The sequence below is a fragment of the uncultured Roseibium sp. genome (assembly GCF_947494555.1).
Classification (GTDB): Bacteria; Pseudomonadota; Alphaproteobacteria; order Rhizobiales; family Stappiaceae; genus Roseibium.
This window is the reverse complement of sequence record NZ_CANLVF010000002.1, coordinates 16401-32811: the sequence shown is the minus strand read 5'-3', so window position 1 is coordinate 32811 and position 16411 is coordinate 16401. Positions and strand designations below refer to the sequence as shown.

The window sequence follows — 16411 nt, the reverse complement described above, 5'->3', positions numbered from 1 at the left end:
TCCGTCCGGCTCAATTCCGCTATACAAATACGGTGATCGGACACAGACACGGCAATCATCAATCAATGTCAGCTGCCACAACGCAAAACACTGAAGAAGAGCAAAAATTCGGCAAACCGGCCGGTCAATCAAGCTGGCCTGTTATTCTGACTGTCGTGCTTGCGTTGAGTGTTTCCGGATGGATCTATCTGGGCGCAATGGTTGCAGCCATGGTGCCATCGATGGACATGGCGACAGCCGGGCCCGGAATGCAGATCTTCAATCAGTTCAATCTGTTCAATGGTCTGTCGGACGACGCCCGGGCAGCACTTGCCGTGATTTGCCTCCCGGCAGGAGCAACCTTCGGCATGCCGACGCCAGCCTTGAACAGTCTCGACATTGCAAAGATCTTCGCAATGTGGGCCATGATGTCGACAGCAATGATGTTGCCGGGTGCGCTCCCGATGTTCAGAGCCTATCAGGACAGTCTTGTTCGACTGGGACACGTTCGGCAGAGTGTAGCGCTGGCAGGTGTCGCATCCGTATTCGGGTACCTGACCGTCTGGCTGGGCTACGCCGTTGTCGCCACGTTTGCTCATTGGATGTTGTCCAAAGCCGGAAGCCTGAATGATATGATGGCCCCGGCCAGCATGGCTTTGACGACATCCGTCTTGTTCGCAGCTGGTATTTACCAGTTCACACCGGCCAAGAAAGCGTGTCTTGAGCGATGCTGGTATCCACGCTGGGTGTTTTCTTCCGGTGAACATCAGGGGCTTCTGGCCGGATATCGCGAGGGAATCGTTCAGGGGTGGGCATGTTTGGGCTGTTGCTGGGCCGTGATGACTGTCATGTTCGCGGTCGGGCTGATGAACATTCTATGGATCGCGCTTCTTGGGTGTGTGATGGCGCTGGAAAAAGCGTTCCCAAGCCGGATCGCTCCGCCTGCGATAGGTATCTTTCTCATTGCCTGGGCCGTTTTTCTGACAATTGCCATTTACGTCTGAAACGCAGCGCTGATTTCTGACAGAAATACGCCAAGGACTGTTTTTTCGGTTCACACTGTCATACGATTGCAATATTACTCCCCGGACACGGCAGATGGTGGTCAGTTGGGGAAGGCGTTGGCGCCTGAAACAGGCCGCAAATGCGATGTGCGCCGTGTTGCTCTTTTGTGAGGATACCCCGTGACGGACATTACCCCGGGCAAGGAAGCGCCTGAACCCGCTCTATTTCTGATTCATGTCCTGACGGCGTCCGGTGCACCGATTGCTCTTGTTGCCCTTCTTGCCGGCGCTCAAGGCAAATGGGCTGAAATGTTTGCCTGGCTGGGCCTGGCGTTTTTTATCGACGGCATCGACGGTCCGCTTGCACGCCGCTTCAATATTGCCGAACGCCTGCCGCGCTGGTCTGGTGCCTCGCTCGATTATGTCATCGACTACGCAACATACGTGTTCCTTCCCGCATTTGCCCTGTCCTGGAGCGTGATGCTGTCACAGCCCTGGAATTGGATTTGCGGTGGTCTGGTGGTCTTCACGGGTGCTCTTTATTTTGCCGACAACGGCATGAAAACACCCGACGGCTCCTTCAAGGGATTTCCGGCGGGATGGAACATGGTCGTGTTCGGTCTCATGGTCCTGTCGCCCTCTCAAGCCTTCACCATCGCAATTGTTGTCCTGTGCTGTGCCTTGACGTTTGCGCCTATCCGTTTCGTTCACCCTGTCCGCGTCCGCCGCTGGCGCGTCGTAACCCTCCCGGTTACGCTGCTCTGGATGGGACTGGCCGGCTACGCCATCATCAATGGCATGGAGCTTGAAGGGATCACCGGCCTGCTCTTTACGGCGTCGAGCATTTATCTGTTTTCCGTCTCCGCCATCCAGCAACTCATCGACCGGGTCGACTGACCTCCAAAACAGCTTTTCCGCGCCCGTTGAAATCATTAGTGTTCCTGCAGGCGAATGAAAAAACGAGGCACAAGGCCTCTTGGAGGTTCAGATGGTTCAGGCAATCCGCGTACATGAAACGGGCGGACCCGCCGTCATGCGTTGGGAACATGTCGAGGTCGGCGAACCTGGGCCGGGCGAGGCGCGGATACGGCACACTGCGATCGGTTTGAATTTCATCGATACGTATTTTCGATCGGGCCTTTATCCTGCGCCCGCCGGAACACCGTTTTCACCCGGAAACGAAGGCGCTGGAATTGTTCTGTCCGTCGGTGATGGCGTGACACATGTCGGGCCGGGCGATCGTGTCGCCTATGTCGGTTCGATTGGCGCATACGCACAGGAGCGGATTATTTCGGCCGACAGTCTTGTTGCGTTGCCAGATGGAATCGACGACAAGACCGCCGCCGGCATGATGCTCAAGGGCATGACTGCCCAGTACCTGCTGCGGCAAACCTATTCCGTCGGGCCGGACACGACCCTGCTGTTTCACGCGGCGGCCGGCGGCGTCGGCCTTATCGCAGGTCAGTGGGCTGCCCATCTGGGCGCGACTGTCATCGGCACTGCAGGTTCGCAGGACAAAATCGAGCTGGCAAAGGCTCACGGCTTCCAGCACATGATCAACTACCGGACAGAGAACTTCGTAGATCGCGTCAAGGAGATCACCGACGGCAGGGGATGCGACGTTGTATATGACTCCGTCGGCAAGGACACTTATCCCGGATCGCTTGACTGTCTGAAACCACGCGGCTTGTGGGTCAGCTTCGGCCAGTCTTCTGGGGTGATCAGTGACTTCAATCTGGGACTGCTCGCGCAAAAGGGTTCGCTGTTCGCAACCCGGCCGACACTGTTTACGTATATCGCGACCCGTGACGCTCTTGAACGCACTGCAGCGGAGCTGTTTGACGTCGTCGAAAAAGGGATCGTCAAGGTGAAGGTGAACCAGGAATACCGGCTGGCAGATGCGATCCAGGCGCACGAGGATCTTGAAGGCAGAAAAACCACAGGCACAACCGTTTTGATCCCATAGGCGTTGGAATGGGTATTCTTTCCGGCAGGGCACAAGACCTGTCGCGCAATCTCTACAGTCCTGCGATGCGTTACTTCCTGGCAGCGGCGGAAGCCGGCTCCATCCGCGCCGCTTCGCGGGAACTGAATGTCGCCTCGTCAGCTGTCAACCGCCAGATTCTGTGGCTGGAAGAGTCCCTCGGGCTACAGCTTTTCGACCGTGTCGGGCGCCGTATCAGGCTGTCACAGGCCGGGGAGTTGCTCCTCGCACATGTCCGCCGCACATTTTCAGACTTCGAGGGAACCGTTGCAGAGCTCGATGCCTTGCGGGGATTGCGGCGCGGATCGGTCTCGATCGCAAGCGTTGAAAGCGTGTCTGAAAAACTGCTGCCGGCCGTTATCACAAGTTTCCGCAAACAGTATCCCGGCATTCATGTGAATGTTTCCGTGTCATCGTCGCAGGAAGCCGCAAGAAAGGTTGAAGCCGCAGAAGCCGATGTCGGTTTCACATTTGATCCACCGGAAAACTCTGCTCTCACCGTCGCTTTTCAGCATGAACTGGTTATCGGCGCGCTGATGACACCAGGACACCCGCTTGCAGGCGAAAAGAACCTCAGCCTTCAGGACTGTCTGAAATATCCGGTCGCTTTGCCCGCCGAGGGGCTTTCCCTGCGCACACGTCTGGATCTTGTCCGAAGCAGAATTCCGGGAGCATCAAGAACCTATGTGGAAGCCAATTCGTTGCGGTTGATGCGCGCTCTCGCACGCGAAGAAGATGTGATCGGGTTCCAGACGCTGATCGGGTGCGAGGATGATCTTTCCTCCGGCGGTCTCGTATTCAAACCGCTGACCGATGCGCCGCTTCAAGCGGACCGTTTGTGTGTGATAACGTCATCCTTGCGCGCGCTTGCACTTGCGCCAGGAATGTTTTTTGATCACGCAGTGCTCGCCTTGAAGGACCAACTGCAGACGATTGATGCCAATTCGGCATCATAAAGGTCTCAAATGAGCGCTTTGGTTCCTCGCTTTTTTAAGGCACATTTTGTGACAGTTTTGCGGAGGTTTGCCGCAAGAGGGAGAAAGTCAATGGGGCGTTTGACAACGCACGTTTTGGACACAGCCTTGGGCAAGCCCGCCATGGGATTGAAGATCGATCTCTGGCGAAAGGGTGACACACCAGTGCTTGTCTCGTCTCACGTCACCAATGCCGATGGACGTGTCGATGGTCCGATCCTGGAGGGAGAACGCTTCGAAACCGGGGAGTTCGAACTGCTGTTTCACGCCGGCGACTACTTGAAGAAGACCGGACAGGATCTGCCGAAGCCGTTGTTTCTGGATGTAATTCCAATTCGCTTCGGTATCGCGGAGCCGGACGGACACTATCACGTCCCGCTTTTGCTTTCGCCATTCGGCTACTCGACTTACAGGGGAAGCTGAACGATGCGGGACACCATTCGTTTCCTCAAGGGCGGCGAAATTATTGAACTAGAAAATGTCGGCCCCACCGAAACCCTGCTGGACTATCTGCGCCTTCGCAGGCGTGAAACCGGAACAAAGGAAGGATGCGGTGAAGGCGACTGTGGTGCCTGCACGATAGCGCTGGGGCGCCTTGTTAACGGACAACTGGTTTATCAGCCGGTCAATAGCTGCATCCTGCTTCTTGGCATGATCGACGGAGCGGAGATTGTCACGGTTGAGGATCTTGTGCAGGACGAGCGGCTTCATCCTGTTCAAAAAGCCATGGTGGACCTCCACGGGTCGCAATGCGGATTTTGCACACCGGGTTTCATCATGACGCTCTTTACGCTCTACCATGCAGCCGACGCTGACAAGACGCACAAGAACGTCACGGAGTGGCTTGCCGGAAATCTCTGCCGTTGTACGGGCTATCGGCCGATCGTGGACGCCGCGCTCGAGGTCTGCTTTGAGGCCACGGATGATGCCTTTTCCTGGAGAGCAAACGATACGCGCGAAACGCTTCAGATGTTGGCTGACAGCCGGGACATATTCATCGGAGATGCGACGAGCTTCTTTTCAGCACCATCCACACTGGACGGGTTGGCTGCTCTTTACGGTCAGCATCCCGATGCAACGCTCATCGCCGGTGGCACGGATGTGGGTCTTTGGATAACAAAACACCTGCGCGAACTGCCGAAAATGATCTGGCTCGGACGCATTGAGGGTCTGGACAGGGTAGAGGACAGTCCGTCTGGCGTCCTCATCGGGGCAATCGCAACCTATGCTGCGACTGAAAAAGCGGTCACCGGCATTTCCGAAGATCTCGGCGAACTCTGGAAAAGGATCGGTTCCAAGCAGGTACGCGCCTCAGGTACTGTTGGCGGCAATATTGCAAACGGCTCGCCAATCGGCGATACGCCGCCGGCCTTGATCGCCCTTGGAGCGACGCTCGAGCTGCAATCCCTTGAAGGCTCCCGGGCGCTTGCTCTGGAGGACTTTTTCATCGAATACGGCAGGCAGGACAGGAACGAAGGCGAATTCGTGACAGGCCTCTTTGTGCCCCGGTTGTCGAGTAACCAGGCGTTTCGATGCTACAAGATCTCCAAGCGGTTCGATCAGGACATTTCTTCTGTCATGGGCGCGTTCCGGTTCACGATCGAAGACGGCACCATTGTCGCCTCCCGGATCGCTTTTGGCGGCATGGCAGGAACACCGACCCGCGCACCCAATGCCGAGCGTGCACTCACCGGTGCCCTTCTTGAGGATCCTTCCAGCTGGGGCGCGTCCATGCAGGCGCTTCTCAGTGACTTTGAACCTCTCACGGATATGCGTGCCAGCGCTGACTACAGGATGGAGACGGCACGGGCCTTGCTCGCAAAGGCATTGATGGAAATCAGCGGAACTGCACCGGGCGACATCAGGATTTCGGCAAGGCGGGGGGCGGACAATGACTGAGCCGCTTGACCGGGACAAAGTCACGGCACCACTGAAGCACGTTCGCAAGGCGCTGCCGCATGACAGCGCGGAAAAACACGTTTCCGGGGCAGCAACTTACATAGACGATATTGTGGAACCGATTGGCACGCTCCACATCGCGCCCGGTTGGGCAAGACATGCTGTGCGTGGACGGCTCTCGTCCATTGACCTCACGGATGTTCGGGCAACACCGGGAGTTGTCACCGTCCTTACCGCCACGGATATCAGAGGAATAAACGATTGTTCCTCCGCCTTTGGCGATGACCCGGTACTGGCCGAAGAAGAAATTCTCTTTTTCGGACAGGTCGTGTTTGCGGTTGTTGCCGAAACCCGGGACATTGCCCGCAAGGCCGCGCTCAAGGCGAAATTGGACATTGCGCCGATTACGCCAATCCTGACGCCCGATGACGCGGTGGCCGCCGACACAACGGTGCTGCCCGATTACCAGTTCAGGAGAGGTTCCCCGGAAACGGGTCTCCAGGCCTCCGAGACTGTCTTGTCCGGGTCCATGTTCATTGGCGGGCAGGAGCATTTCTACCTCGAAGGGCAGGTCGCCATGGCCCTGCCGCAGGAAGACGGCGGGATGCTGGTCTATTCCTCAACACAGCACCCGACCGAAGTGCAGCACACGGTCGCAAAAGTGCTCGGTGTCAGCGATGCTTTGATCACCGCGGAAGTTCGCCGGATGGGCGGAGGTTTCGGAGGTAAGGAATCTCAGGCCAACCAGTGGGCGGCTCTTGCAGCGATCGCATCCCAGAAAACGGGCCGGTGCTGCAAGCTGCGCCTCGATCGGGACGACGACATGATCATGACGGGCAAGCGTCATGATTTTAAGGTCAACTGGAAAGTCGGCCATGACGTATCCGGCCGCATTCGCGCCGTCGATATGGAGTTCCTCGCGCGATGCGGTTATTCGGCAGACCTGTCCCTGGGTGTGAACGACCGCACAATGTTTCACGCCGATTCCAGTTATTTTTATCCCGATGCGTCGATCCGCTCACGCCGTTTGCGGACAGACACTTGCTCGAATACTGCCTTTCGGGGGTTCGGCGGACCGCAAGGCATGTTGGCCGCAGAGCGGATGATCGATGCGATCGCCATTCGTCTCGGCAAGGATCCCCTGGATATTCGCAAGCTGAATTTCTACGACGGCGAGCGGAACATGACGCCCTATGGCATGCCCGTCGAAGAATACGAGGTCATGCATGACCTCATCTCAAAACTGGAGCGGGAGAGCGATTACTGGACGCGCCGCGAGGAGATAACGGCTTTCAACGATGCCAATGCGGTCCTGAAGAAGGGCCTTGCACTGACGCCGGTCAAGTTCGGCATTTCCTTTACATTGAAGCATCTGAACCAGGCAGGCGCCTTGGTCCATCTTTATACCGACGGGTCGGTTCATCTGAACCATGGCGGAACGGAAATGGGGCAGGGGCTCTATCAGAAGGTCGCCCAGGTCGTTGCCGAAGAATTCGGCGTCACGATGGACAAGGTCATCATCACCGCGACGAACACGTCGAAGGTCCCAAACACCGGTCCGACGGCTGCGTCTTCCGGAACCGACCTCAACGCCATGGCTGCCAAACGCGCGGCACAGGAAATCAAGTCGCGTATTGTTACCTTCCTGTGCGAGCAGCACCAATGCGGTGCTGACGTCATTCACTTTGGTGACAACAAGGTTCTGATTGGCGAGAAGAACTACCCGTTATCTGAAATCGCCAAGCAGGCCTATGCCGGCCGCATACAGATGTCGCACGCAGGATATTTCGCCACGCCCGGGATCACCTGGGATCGCGAAACCGTGTCGGGGCGGCCGTTCTATTATTTCGCCTTCGGAGGCGCGTGTTCCGAAGTCACGATCGACACCATGACCGGCGAGATGCTGGTCGACCGCGTCGACATTCTCCACGACGTTGGACACTCTCTCAATCCGGCAATCGATCTTGGACAGATCGAAGGCGGTTTCGTCCAGGGTATGGGCTGGTTGACGACCGAGGAGCTGGTCTGGGACGACGAGGGACGGCTGCGCACTCATGCGCCCTCGACCTACAAGATCCCGACCGCGTCCGATATCCCGGCCGATTTCACAGTCCGGCTGTATGAAAGCAAAGGCAATCCTCAAGACACCATCTATCGCTCGAAGGCTGTGGGAGAACCGCCCGTCATGCTGGCAAACTCGGTCTTTTGCGCGATTACCGATGCAGTAGCAAGCATCGCGCCGGGAGAAGTTCCGAACCTTGATGCACCGGCAACGCCCGAGGCGATCATGAAGGCAGTGCAGGACATGCGCCGGAGAAAGGTGCACGCATGAAGGTCTGGGGTCACATCACCAACTGTTTGAAGACAGGCGGCTCCTGTGCCCTCGTCACGGTTACACGCGTCGACGGCTCGACACCGCGCGAAGCCGGTGCGCGTATGGTCGTCCGCCAGGACGGAGCGTTTTACGGCACAATCGGAGGCGGTACGCTCGAGTTTGAAGCAATCCGAATGGCCGTGGAGGCGGTGCGCAAAGAGCGAGAAAGTTTCGTTCTTCATACTGTTTCTCTCGGTCCCGATCTCGGACAGTGTTGTGGCGGTCGCGCATCGGTCTCCATGGAGGTCCTCACCCGGAATTCGCTGGAAACGGCGATGAAGCTTGCTGAGGCCGAGGCGAACCAGTCCTCGTTTGGCACATGTGCGGAAATTTCGGGCGGGTCCTTGGGTCCACGACGTCTCCTGGAAACTGTGCCTGACAGCCCCTTCGCCATTTCGGAAGAGAAAGCTGGGACAGCAACTCTTTGCGAGCGCTTTGGCAACGAAAAGCGGCATCTCATGCTCTTCGGCGCAGGGCATGTGGGAAAAGCCCTCGTGCTCGCACTCGCACCGTTGCCGTTTGAAATCACGTGGGTAGACAGCAGGCCTGATCAGTTCCCCGGACCGGTACCTTTGAATGTCACGAAAGTCTGTGTCGACAAACCAGCTGCGATGCTGGATGAAGCGCCGGATGGGGCATTTGTCGTTGTTATTACGCACTCGCACGCGCTCGATGAAGAAATCATGGCACGCGCCTTGCTGAATCAAAGCTTCGGTTATTGCGGGGTGATTGGCTCGAAAACCAAGAGGGCACGGTTTTTGAGGCGTTTGAAAGCAAGAGGAATAGACAACGCATTGTTGGCGCACATGATCTGCCCGATTGGGGCTTCAGCAGTCAAATCAAAGCATCCGGCGGCCATCGCGGCAGGTATCGCGGTGGAAATGCTGGCGCATGACGAAGCCCTTCTTCAACGGTCGTCTGCAGATGCGGGGCTTGCACAAAAGATAACACATGGTCAATAAGGCGGCATTCGCTTGGGGGACAGCGTGGCAGAGACAACTCTTCCAGAGGTAGACGAAACCGTGCAAAGGCAGGACAGATCCGAAAAGGAGACCTTGCTGAACGCAAAGGGGTTGACCAAACGGTTTGGCGATATCCTGGCCAATGACAATGTCGACCTTGTTATCAACAAGGGTGAAATTCATGCGCTTTTGGGAGAAAACGGCGCTGGAAAGTCCACCCTCGTAAAAATGTTTTACGGCTCCCTGGAGCCGGATGCCGGGGAGATATTCTGGCAGAACCAAAAGGTGACAATCGGAAATCCCGCGTCGGCAAGGGAACTTGGCATTGGAATGGTGTTCCAGCACTTTTCCCTGTTCGAGGCGCTCAATGTGGTTGAGAACATAGCGCTCGCCCTGCCAAATCCCGGCAAGATGTCAGACCTTGCGAAGCGGATCGAAACGGTTTCGCGCGACTACGGCCTGCCCTTGAACCCGGACGATATCGTCGCCGATCTGCCAGTCGGTATCCGTCAACGCATCGAGATCGTGCGGTGCCTGCTCCAGGAACCGCAATTGATCATCATGGACGAACCGACATCGGTTCTCACGCCACAGGAAGCCGATCAGCTGTTTCTGACGCTTCAGCGTCTCGCAGCAGAAGGCTGTGCCGTTCTTTACATCAGCCACCGGCTCGAAGAAGTGAAACGGATCTGTCATCACGCGACCATCCTGCGGCACGGAGAGGTGGTGCGCGAATGCGATCCAACGCTTGAAACGGCGGCGTCTCTAGCCAGCATGATGGTCGGTGCGGATGTCGCATCAGTGAGCGCCGGAGATACAAAGCCTGACATAGGAGAAACCCGGCTCGCGCTCCAGGGACTTTCCGCCGGCGCAGCAACGCCGTTTGCCACGGCGTTGAATGACATTTCGCTGGAATTGAAGGCCGGTGAAGTGGTCGCCATCGCGGGTGTTGCCGGAAACGGGCAGGGAGAGCTTTTCGATGCGATCTCAGGCGAGATGCGTGTGGCACCACAGATGGTACAACTCGACGGAAAACCCTGCGGATCGAAGAACATAACATGGCGGCGCAAGCAAAATGCCGCCTTTGTACCCGAGGAACGGCTTGGGCACGGCGCTGTACCGGGCATGAAACTGTCCGATAATATCGTTCTGACGCGCCATGGCACCGGCGACAGGCTGGTGGGTGGCGGATTTGTTTCGAACGTCGAGGCAGGTGCCCTTGAGAAGCGCATCAAACAGGCCTTCGATGTCCGCATGTCTCACGACGATCCCGAAGCAAGGTCGCTTTCGGGCGGAAATCTCCAGAAGTTCGTTGTAGGCCGTGAGCTCGACCGGAAACCGGGCGTCCTGATCGTCAACCAACCGACCTGGGGTGTCGATGCAGGCGCGGCTGCGCTGATCCGGCAAGCGCTTATAGATCTTGCAAGATCCGGTTCGGCTGTTCTGGTGATCAGCCAGGACCTCGACGAGATCTTTGAAATTGCAGACCGGATTGCCGTGATTTCGCGTGGCTATCTGTCAGACCCGGAACCTGCGGCAGCGATGACACGCGAGCGGGTCGGTCTCCTGATGGCCGGTGGCGCGGAAGCGCAAGGGGAGGTTGCCTGATGCGCATTGAACTCGTCAAAAGAAAAGAACACAGTCAGACAATGGCGCTGCTGTCACCCGTGATCGCCGTTGCCCTGACTGCACTGTCCGCCGCAATCCTTTTCTCAATAACCGGCCACAACCCATTCGTTGGATTATATAAATTTTTTATCGAACCGTTGACTCAACAATGGTCCCTTGAAGCAACGATCGACAAGGCGACGCCGTTGATCCTGATCGGGTGCGGTCTCGCCATTTGCTATTTGTCCAACAACTGGAACATTGGAGCAGAAGGTCAGTTTGTCGTCGGCGCGCTGTTCGGTTGCGCTTTGCCGATCCTTTATCCGGATTTCGAGAACGTCGCCACTTTACCGCTCATGCTCTTGTTCGGTGCCATAGGCGGCGCGCTCTGGGCCCTTATTCCAGCGCTTTTGAAAACACGCTTCAACACCAATGAAATTCTCACCAGCCTCATGCTGGTTTATGTCGCAGGCCTCCTTCTGGACTATCTGGTGCGCGGACCCTGGCGTGACCCTGACGGCTACAATTTTCCTGAATCACGCATTTTCTCCGATGCTGCAACACTGCCGGAAGTCTTTGGCGGGGCGATGAGCCTGTCAGCGCCAATTACCATCGTAGTCGCGGTGATACTGGCAATAGTCCTGGCAAAGACGCTGAAGGGTTTTGAGATCAGGGTGATGGGGGAAAGCCCACGCGCCGGAAGTTTCGCTGGATTTTCCGCCAAGAGGCTGACGCTGTTTTCTTTTGCCCTGGCCGGTGCGCTTGCGGGTCTGGCTGGCACCATGGAGGTCTCGGGCGCATTGAACCAGCTTCTGCCTTCCATTTCACCGGGCTATGGATTTACGGCCATTATCGTTGCCTTTCTGGGACGCCTTAACCCGATCGGCATCATCATTGCCGGTTTCGTTCTGGCACTTTCCTATATTGGCGGCGAAGGTGTGCAATCCGCCATGGGCGTATCAAACGAAATCGCAAGTGTCATTCAGGGTTTGCTTTTGTTCTTCGTGCTTGCTTGCGACACGCTGATCCTTTATCGGATCCGCTTCACGTCCCGGCGCATTGCAGATGGGGAGGCTTCCCATGTTTGAAGCTGTCTTGCTGACCGTCATCACAGCGGCCACCCCTCTGCTTATTGCGGCCGTCGGTGAGCTTGTCGTCGAGCGGTCCGGGGTATTGAACCTTGGCGTCGAGGGCATGATGATCATGGGAGCTGTTATCGGCTTCGCCGTCGCCAATCAGACTGGTTCGGGTTCGCTCGGCGTCATCGCTGCAATTGCCGCAGGCATGGCGATGTCGGCGCTTTTTGGCGTCCTTGTTCTCTTCCTCGTCGCCAATCAGGTCGCAACCGGTCTTGCACTGACAATTCTCGGCATCGGTCTGTCAGGCATGATCGGGGAGGCATTCATCGGCGTTCCTGGCCTTGACCTTCCACAGCTCTATATTCCCGTTCTGTCGGAGATACCGTTTTTCGGGCCCGTTTTCTTCCAGCAGGATGCACTGGTCTACGTGAGTTTTGCGCTTGTTGCTTTTGTCGCTTATGGCCTCTTCAGAACCCGGGTTGGCCTCGTGCTCCGGGCCGTTGGTGACAATCACGGCTCCGCACACGCGCTTGGATACTCGGTTGTGAAAGTCCGTTTCCTGGCCATCCTGTTCGGCGGCGCCTGCGCCGGGCTCGCGGGCGCTTACCTGTCGCTTGCCTACACACCGCAATGGGTGGAAAACATGACGGCGGGCCGTGGCTGGATCGCGCTCGCGCTCGTGGTTTTCGCGTCCTGGCTGCCGCTTCGCGTTGTCATCGGAGCCTACCTGTTCGGCGCCGTGAGCGTTCTGAACCTGCATGCGCAGGCCCTGGAATTCGATATCCCGTCCCAGCTTCTTTCAAGCTTGCCTTATATCGCGACGATCATGGTGCTTGTTCTGATTTCCGCCAACCGAAGACTGACGCTGGTCAATACACCGGCATGTCTTGGAAAACCATTTGTCCCGGACCGGTAGTCGGCGGCAGGGAACCCGGCGCGTGTTTGAATGCGATCAAGACGCGGGCCAAATACGAGATCGCAAAACAGAGAGATTAAATAAGAGGGGAATGACCAAATGAAATCTCTTTTGAAAACCACCGTTGCAGCCGTGGCGTTCGCCGCACTCGGCTCTGCAGCGCAGGCAGCCGACCTCAAGGCCTGCTTTGTCTATGTCGGTCCCGTTGGAGACTTCGGCTGGACCTACCAGCACGATCAGGGCCGTCTGGCCGTCGAAGAAAAATTCGGCGACAAGGTCGAGACAGCTTATCTGGAAAGCGTTGCTGAAGGCCCCGATGCCGAACGCGCCATTGAGCGCTTTGCAAGGGAAGGCTGCAACATCATTTTCACGACGTCCTTCGGCTACATGAACCCGACCATCAAGGTGGCGAAGAAATTTCCGGACGTGAAATTCGAGCATGCAACGGGCTATAAGACCGCCGATAACGTCGCCACCTACAATTCCAAGTTCCACCAGGGCCGCTACATCATCGGCCAGATTGCTGCAAAGCAGTCCAAGACCGGAACTGCAGGCTACATCGCATCCTTCCCGATCCCCGAAGTGGTCTCTGGCATCAATGCGTTCCTGCTCGGTGCCCAGAGCGTGAATCCGGATTTCAAGGTCAAGGTCGTTTGGGTCAACACCTGGTTCGATCCGGGCAAGGAAGCCGATGCCGCCAAGGCCCTGATCGACCAGGGTGCTGACATCATCACGCAGCACACAGATTCGACGGCGCCGCTTCAGGTTGCACAGGAACGCGGTGTTCACGGCTTCGGCCAGGCGTCCGACATGATCAACTTTGCCAAGGATGCTCAGTATACGGCCATCATTGACGACTGGGCGCCATACTACATCCATCGCGTGCAGGAAGCCCTCGACGGCAACTGGAATTCCCACAGTTCCTGGGAGGGGCTGGCCGAGGGCCACGTCGTCATGGCACCGTACACGAACCTGCCGGCGGACGTGGTTGAAATGGCAAAAGCGACCGAGGCCAAGATCAAGGATGGCTGGGAACCCTTTACCGGCCCGATCACCAAACAGGATGGAACCGTTGCAGCTGAAGATGGTGTCCGTCTCGACGACGGCGCAATTCTCGGCATGAACTGGTACGTCCAGGGTATCGACGACAAGCTGCCGGAATAAGTCACAAATTAAGCCGGACCGGGATAAGTCTTCCGGTCCGGACTCCCTGGAACAGTCTGTATATGATTGCCGCGCCGGAGATCGGTGCGGCAATTTTCGCGGTTAGGTCAGCTTGCTGACTTTGTGTATCGCGTCTCCGCGCTTAAAGAGATCCGGCAAGAGATCCATTCCGAGACCAGCCCTATCAGGCACGCTTATCATGCCGTTTTCGATGGGCGGGAGCTGATCGACGAAGTCCTGATACCAGTTGTAGTAAAAGCCACGTGCGATTTCCTGTTCGCGGACATTGCGCAGGCTGAGCGCCAGATGTGTGGAGGCTGCGAGGGTTACGGGCCCCGAACAATCATGAAAAGCAATCGGCCGCGCGCTCGCTTCTGCAAGTGCCGCGATCTTCCGGGCCGCGGTAACACCGCCTGCCCAGGTGACGTCCACGATCGGCGTTGAAATGTTGCCTTCGTCGATCAGCGCTTTGAACTGGCCCAGACTGGCGAGTGTTTCGCCTCCGGCGAGCGGTGCAGACGTCGAGCGCGCAAGTTCAGCGATCTCATGTGTCCTGTCCATCCAGACCGGATCTTCAATCCAGTCCATCTCAAGCGGTTCGAGCGCACTTGCGATCTTCTTTGCCGCGTTCAGGCTCCACAACCCGTGCAATTCAGCTTTAAGGCGCATCTTGTCGCCATGCGCCTTCCGGATCCTTTCGAATGGTTCCAGTCCCTTCTTTAGATCGGCAGGCGATATGTCGACACCGTCGGCGGCTCCGGAGGCCAGGTCGAGCGGCCAGATCTTCATCGAGAAGATACCCATTTCCATCAGGGAAGACGCGAGATCTTCGGGGTGGTTCAAAAAGGCATTGAGATCGTCATACCGGTCGACCGCTCTTTCTGAGCCGTCCGTACCGAAATTGTCCGGACGGACTGCGGACGTTTTCGATACGTAGTTCGGGCCAGCGCAGGTGTTGTAGACCTGAATAGCATTCCGTGTTCTCCCACCGAGCAAATCGCAGAGCGGTATGTCTGCGCTTTTTGCCGCAAGTTCCCAGAGTGCGACGTCGACGGCAGCGAGGGCACGCACCTCTGCGCCAGTTCCCGTGAAACCGACATAGGGCTGCATTTTCATGTTGAGCCACTCGACGCGGCGCGCATCCTGCCCCAGAAGGATTGGCGCTATCCGGTCGTGAATATCTGCTTCGCTCGGCCCGGCCCCGAAATAGGTTTCTCCGAGCCCGGTGATGCCCTCGGACGTGTGAATGCGCACCCAAAGAAGATTGGGATGCTCAAGAAGACGCAATGTCTCAACAGCGACAATTTTCAATTGAAATACCCTGGTTGTCCAAGTTTCCGGATTGTGTGCGAAGCAGACGGCCCCAAATAGGTTTTTAAAGGCTCACTATCTCTGGACGCAAACAGGCCGCTCCCACACCGGGAGAATGAGTATTTCAGGTCATTGACCGGAGACCAAGGCTTCAGCAGCGCTTGCATGTGCGAGGCCAGCCAAACAAGATGTCTAGATCTCCTACCGGAAGACGACTGATGATTGAAAGACGAGACCTGATGCTTGGCGCTATTGCAGCCGGAGGAACGCTTCAGATTATGCAGACGGCTCATGCCTCGACTGACAGTTCTAAGGGAGAACGCCGCACTGTTGCAAAAGATGGTTTTGCGCTCGCGCTTGGCGGCGGCGCCGCCAAGGCGTTTGCCCATATACCGATCCTGGAAGCGCTCGATGAGCTTGGCATTGCTCCTGTCGAGATTGCCGGGACGTCCATGGGTTCGATCCTGGGCGGACTTTATGCCAGCGGAATGAGTGGCAAGGATATCCGGTCTTTCGCTGTGGAATTGTTCACTCGGAAAACGCAGCTCTTTCAGAAACTTTTCTTGAAGGACGGCAAGACATGGTCGTCGCTTCTCAACATTGTTCGTCCTGCTATCATTGATCCGATTGTGCTCTTTGAAACCGTGCTGCCACCAGACCTTTCGGAGAGTTTCCACGATTTGCGCATTCCTTTGAAAGTTGTGGCAACAGATTTCTATTCGCAGTCGCAGGTGGTGCTGGAAGAGGGGCCGCTTTTGCCGGCGATTGCCGCGTCATCCGCGCTCCCGATGCTTCTGACGCCGGTTGAAATCAACGGGCGGGTTTTGATCGACGGCGGCTTCGTCAATCCGACACCATTCGATATTTTTGTTGACCCGCGTGTTCGGACGGTCGGAATAGACGTCACGGGAAGTGATTATTCCCACAAAAGTGGATTACCCAGTGGAATGGACACCTGGGTGGGATCATTCTCCATAACGCTGCATTCGCTTGTTGCAGCAAAGCTGGAATGTTCCCGGCCGGACCTGCTCATCGAACCGCCTATCGGAAAATTCAAGGCGATGGATTTCTTCAAGATAGAAGACATTCTGAATGCCGCTGACCAGGCCAAGGATGTATTCAAGGCAGAAATGGCAACGTTGTTGGAAAGCCCTTGA

Annotated in this window: 14 protein-coding genes; 13 read left to right on the top strand and 1 reads right to left on the bottom strand. The window is 56.8% G+C overall.

Going from position 1 to position 16411, the window contains the following annotated elements; all coding sequences use genetic code 11:
• Positions 1-65 precede the first annotated feature (65 nt).
• The 12 genes from Q0915_RS08740 (at position 66) to Q0915_RS08685 (ending at position 13943) form a co-directional block, all read left to right on the top strand.
• The gene (locus Q0915_RS08740) at positions 66-983 is read left to right on the top strand and encodes a DUF2182 domain-containing protein (RefSeq protein WP_299470447.1); all 918 of its coding nucleotides are present in this window, start codon (positions 66-68) and stop codon (positions 981-983) included.
• Positions 984-1163: 180 nt separating this feature from the next.
• The gene (locus Q0915_RS08735; protein ID WP_299470445.1) at positions 1164-1880 is read left to right on the top strand and encodes a CDP-alcohol phosphatidyltransferase family protein; all 717 of its coding nucleotides are present in this window, start codon (positions 1164-1166) and stop codon (positions 1878-1880) included.
• Between the two features lie 91 nt (positions 1881-1971).
• Positions 1972-2949, top strand: coding sequence for a quinone oxidoreductase (locus Q0915_RS08730; protein WP_299470443.1), 978 nt, complete (start codon positions 1972-1974; stop codon positions 2947-2949).
• 8 nt (positions 2950-2957) lie between these two features.
• Positions 2958-3923 carry a LysR family transcriptional regulator gene (locus Q0915_RS08725; protein WP_299470442.1) on the top strand — a complete coding sequence of 322 codons (966 nt, stop codon included), beginning with the start codon at positions 2958-2960 and terminating at the stop codon, positions 3921-3923.
• Between the two features lie 90 nt (positions 3924-4013).
• On the top strand, positions 4014-4364 hold the full coding sequence (gene uraH, locus Q0915_RS08720; protein ID WP_299470440.1) for a hydroxyisourate hydrolase: 351 nt from the start codon (positions 4014-4016) through the stop codon (positions 4362-4364).
• Positions 4365-4367: 3 nt separating this feature from the next.
• Complete coding sequence (gene xdhA, locus Q0915_RS08715; RefSeq protein WP_299470438.1) at positions 4368-5840, top strand: xanthine dehydrogenase small subunit; 1473 nt, start codon at positions 4368-4370, stop codon at positions 5838-5840.
• Entirely contained in the window at positions 5833-8172 is a 2340-nt protein-coding gene (gene xdhB, locus Q0915_RS08710; protein WP_299470436.1) for a xanthine dehydrogenase molybdopterin binding subunit, read from the top strand. The genes xdhA and xdhB overlap by 8 nt, the downstream gene beginning before the upstream one ends.
• Entirely contained in the window at positions 8169-9176 is a 1008-nt protein-coding gene (gene xdhC / locus Q0915_RS08705) for a xanthine dehydrogenase accessory protein XdhC (protein ID WP_299470434.1), read from the top strand. Before xdhB ends, xdhC begins: the two co-directional genes overlap by 4 nt.
• Positions 9177-9236: 60 nt before the next feature.
• The gene (locus tag Q0915_RS08700; RefSeq protein ID WP_299472290.1) at positions 9237-10784 is read left to right on the top strand and encodes an ABC transporter ATP-binding protein; all 1548 of its coding nucleotides are present in this window, start codon (positions 9237-9239) and stop codon (positions 10782-10784) included.
• Positions 10784-11872: an ABC transporter permease gene (locus tag Q0915_RS08695; protein ID WP_299470432.1), complete on the top strand. Its 1089-nt coding sequence runs from the start codon at positions 10784-10786 to the stop codon at positions 11870-11872. Before Q0915_RS08700 ends, Q0915_RS08695 begins: the two co-directional genes overlap by 1 nt.
• Positions 11865-12779 carry an ABC transporter permease gene (locus Q0915_RS08690; protein ID WP_299470430.1) on the top strand — a complete coding sequence of 305 codons (915 nt, stop codon included), beginning with the start codon at positions 11865-11867 and terminating at the stop codon, positions 12777-12779. The genes Q0915_RS08695 and Q0915_RS08690 overlap by 8 nt, the downstream gene beginning before the upstream one ends.
• Before the next feature lie 99 nt (positions 12780-12878).
• A complete protein-coding gene (locus Q0915_RS08685; protein WP_299470428.1) occupies positions 12879-13943 on the top strand; it encodes a BMP family ABC transporter substrate-binding protein in 1065 nt (354 codons plus the stop codon).
• A 102-nt stretch (positions 13944-14045) separates the two neighbouring features.
• Here Q0915_RS08685 and Q0915_RS08680 read toward each other — a convergent pair whose 3' ends face one another.
• The gene (locus Q0915_RS08680; protein WP_299470426.1) at positions 14046-15254 is read right to left on the bottom strand and encodes a mandelate racemase/muconate lactonizing enzyme family protein; all 1209 of its coding nucleotides are present in this window, start codon (positions 15252-15254) and stop codon (positions 14046-14048) included.
• Positions 15255-15472: 218 nt separating this feature from the next.
• Here Q0915_RS08680 and Q0915_RS08675 point away from each other — a divergent pair, with 218 nt between their 5' ends.
• On the top strand, positions 15473-16411 hold the full coding sequence (locus Q0915_RS08675; RefSeq protein ID WP_299470424.1) for a patatin-like phospholipase family protein: 939 nt from the start codon (positions 15473-15475) through the stop codon (positions 16409-16411).

What these genes read in the sequence shown, in the direction of transcription:
- xdhC (WP_299470434.1), top strand. Translation starts at nt 8,169, where the DNA reads ATGAAGGTCTGGGGTCACATCACCAACTGTTTGAAGACAGGCGGCTCC.
- Q0915_RS08695 (WP_299470432.1), top strand. Translation starts at nt 10,784, where the DNA reads ATGCGCATTGAACTCGTCAAAAGAAAAGAACACAGTCAGACAATGGCG.
- xdhA (WP_299470438.1), top strand. Translation starts at nt 4,368, where the DNA reads ATGCGGGACACCATTCGTTTCCTCAAGGGCGGCGAAATTATTGAACTA.
- Q0915_RS08675 (WP_299470424.1), top strand. Translation starts at nt 15,473, where the DNA reads ATGATTGAAAGACGAGACCTGATGCTTGGCGCTATTGCAGCCGGAGGA.
- uraH (WP_299470440.1), top strand. Translation starts at nt 4,014, where the DNA reads ATGGGGCGTTTGACAACGCACGTTTTGGACACAGCCTTGGGCAAGCCC.
- Q0915_RS08690 (WP_299470430.1), top strand. Translation starts at nt 11,865, where the DNA reads ATGTTTGAAGCTGTCTTGCTGACCGTCATCACAGCGGCCACCCCTCTG.
- Q0915_RS08685 (WP_299470428.1), top strand. Translation starts at nt 12,879, where the DNA reads ATGAAATCTCTTTTGAAAACCACCGTTGCAGCCGTGGCGTTCGCCGCA.
- xdhB (WP_299470436.1), top strand. Translation starts at nt 5,833, where the DNA reads ATGACTGAGCCGCTTGACCGGGACAAAGTCACGGCACCACTGAAGCAC.
- Q0915_RS08740 (WP_299470447.1), top strand. Translation starts at nt 66, where the DNA reads ATGTCAGCTGCCACAACGCAAAACACTGAAGAAGAGCAAAAATTCGGC.
- Q0915_RS08725 (WP_299470442.1), top strand. Translation starts at nt 2,958, where the DNA reads ATGGGTATTCTTTCCGGCAGGGCACAAGACCTGTCGCGCAATCTCTAC.
- Q0915_RS08730 (WP_299470443.1), top strand. Translation starts at nt 1,972, where the DNA reads ATGGTTCAGGCAATCCGCGTACATGAAACGGGCGGACCCGCCGTCATG.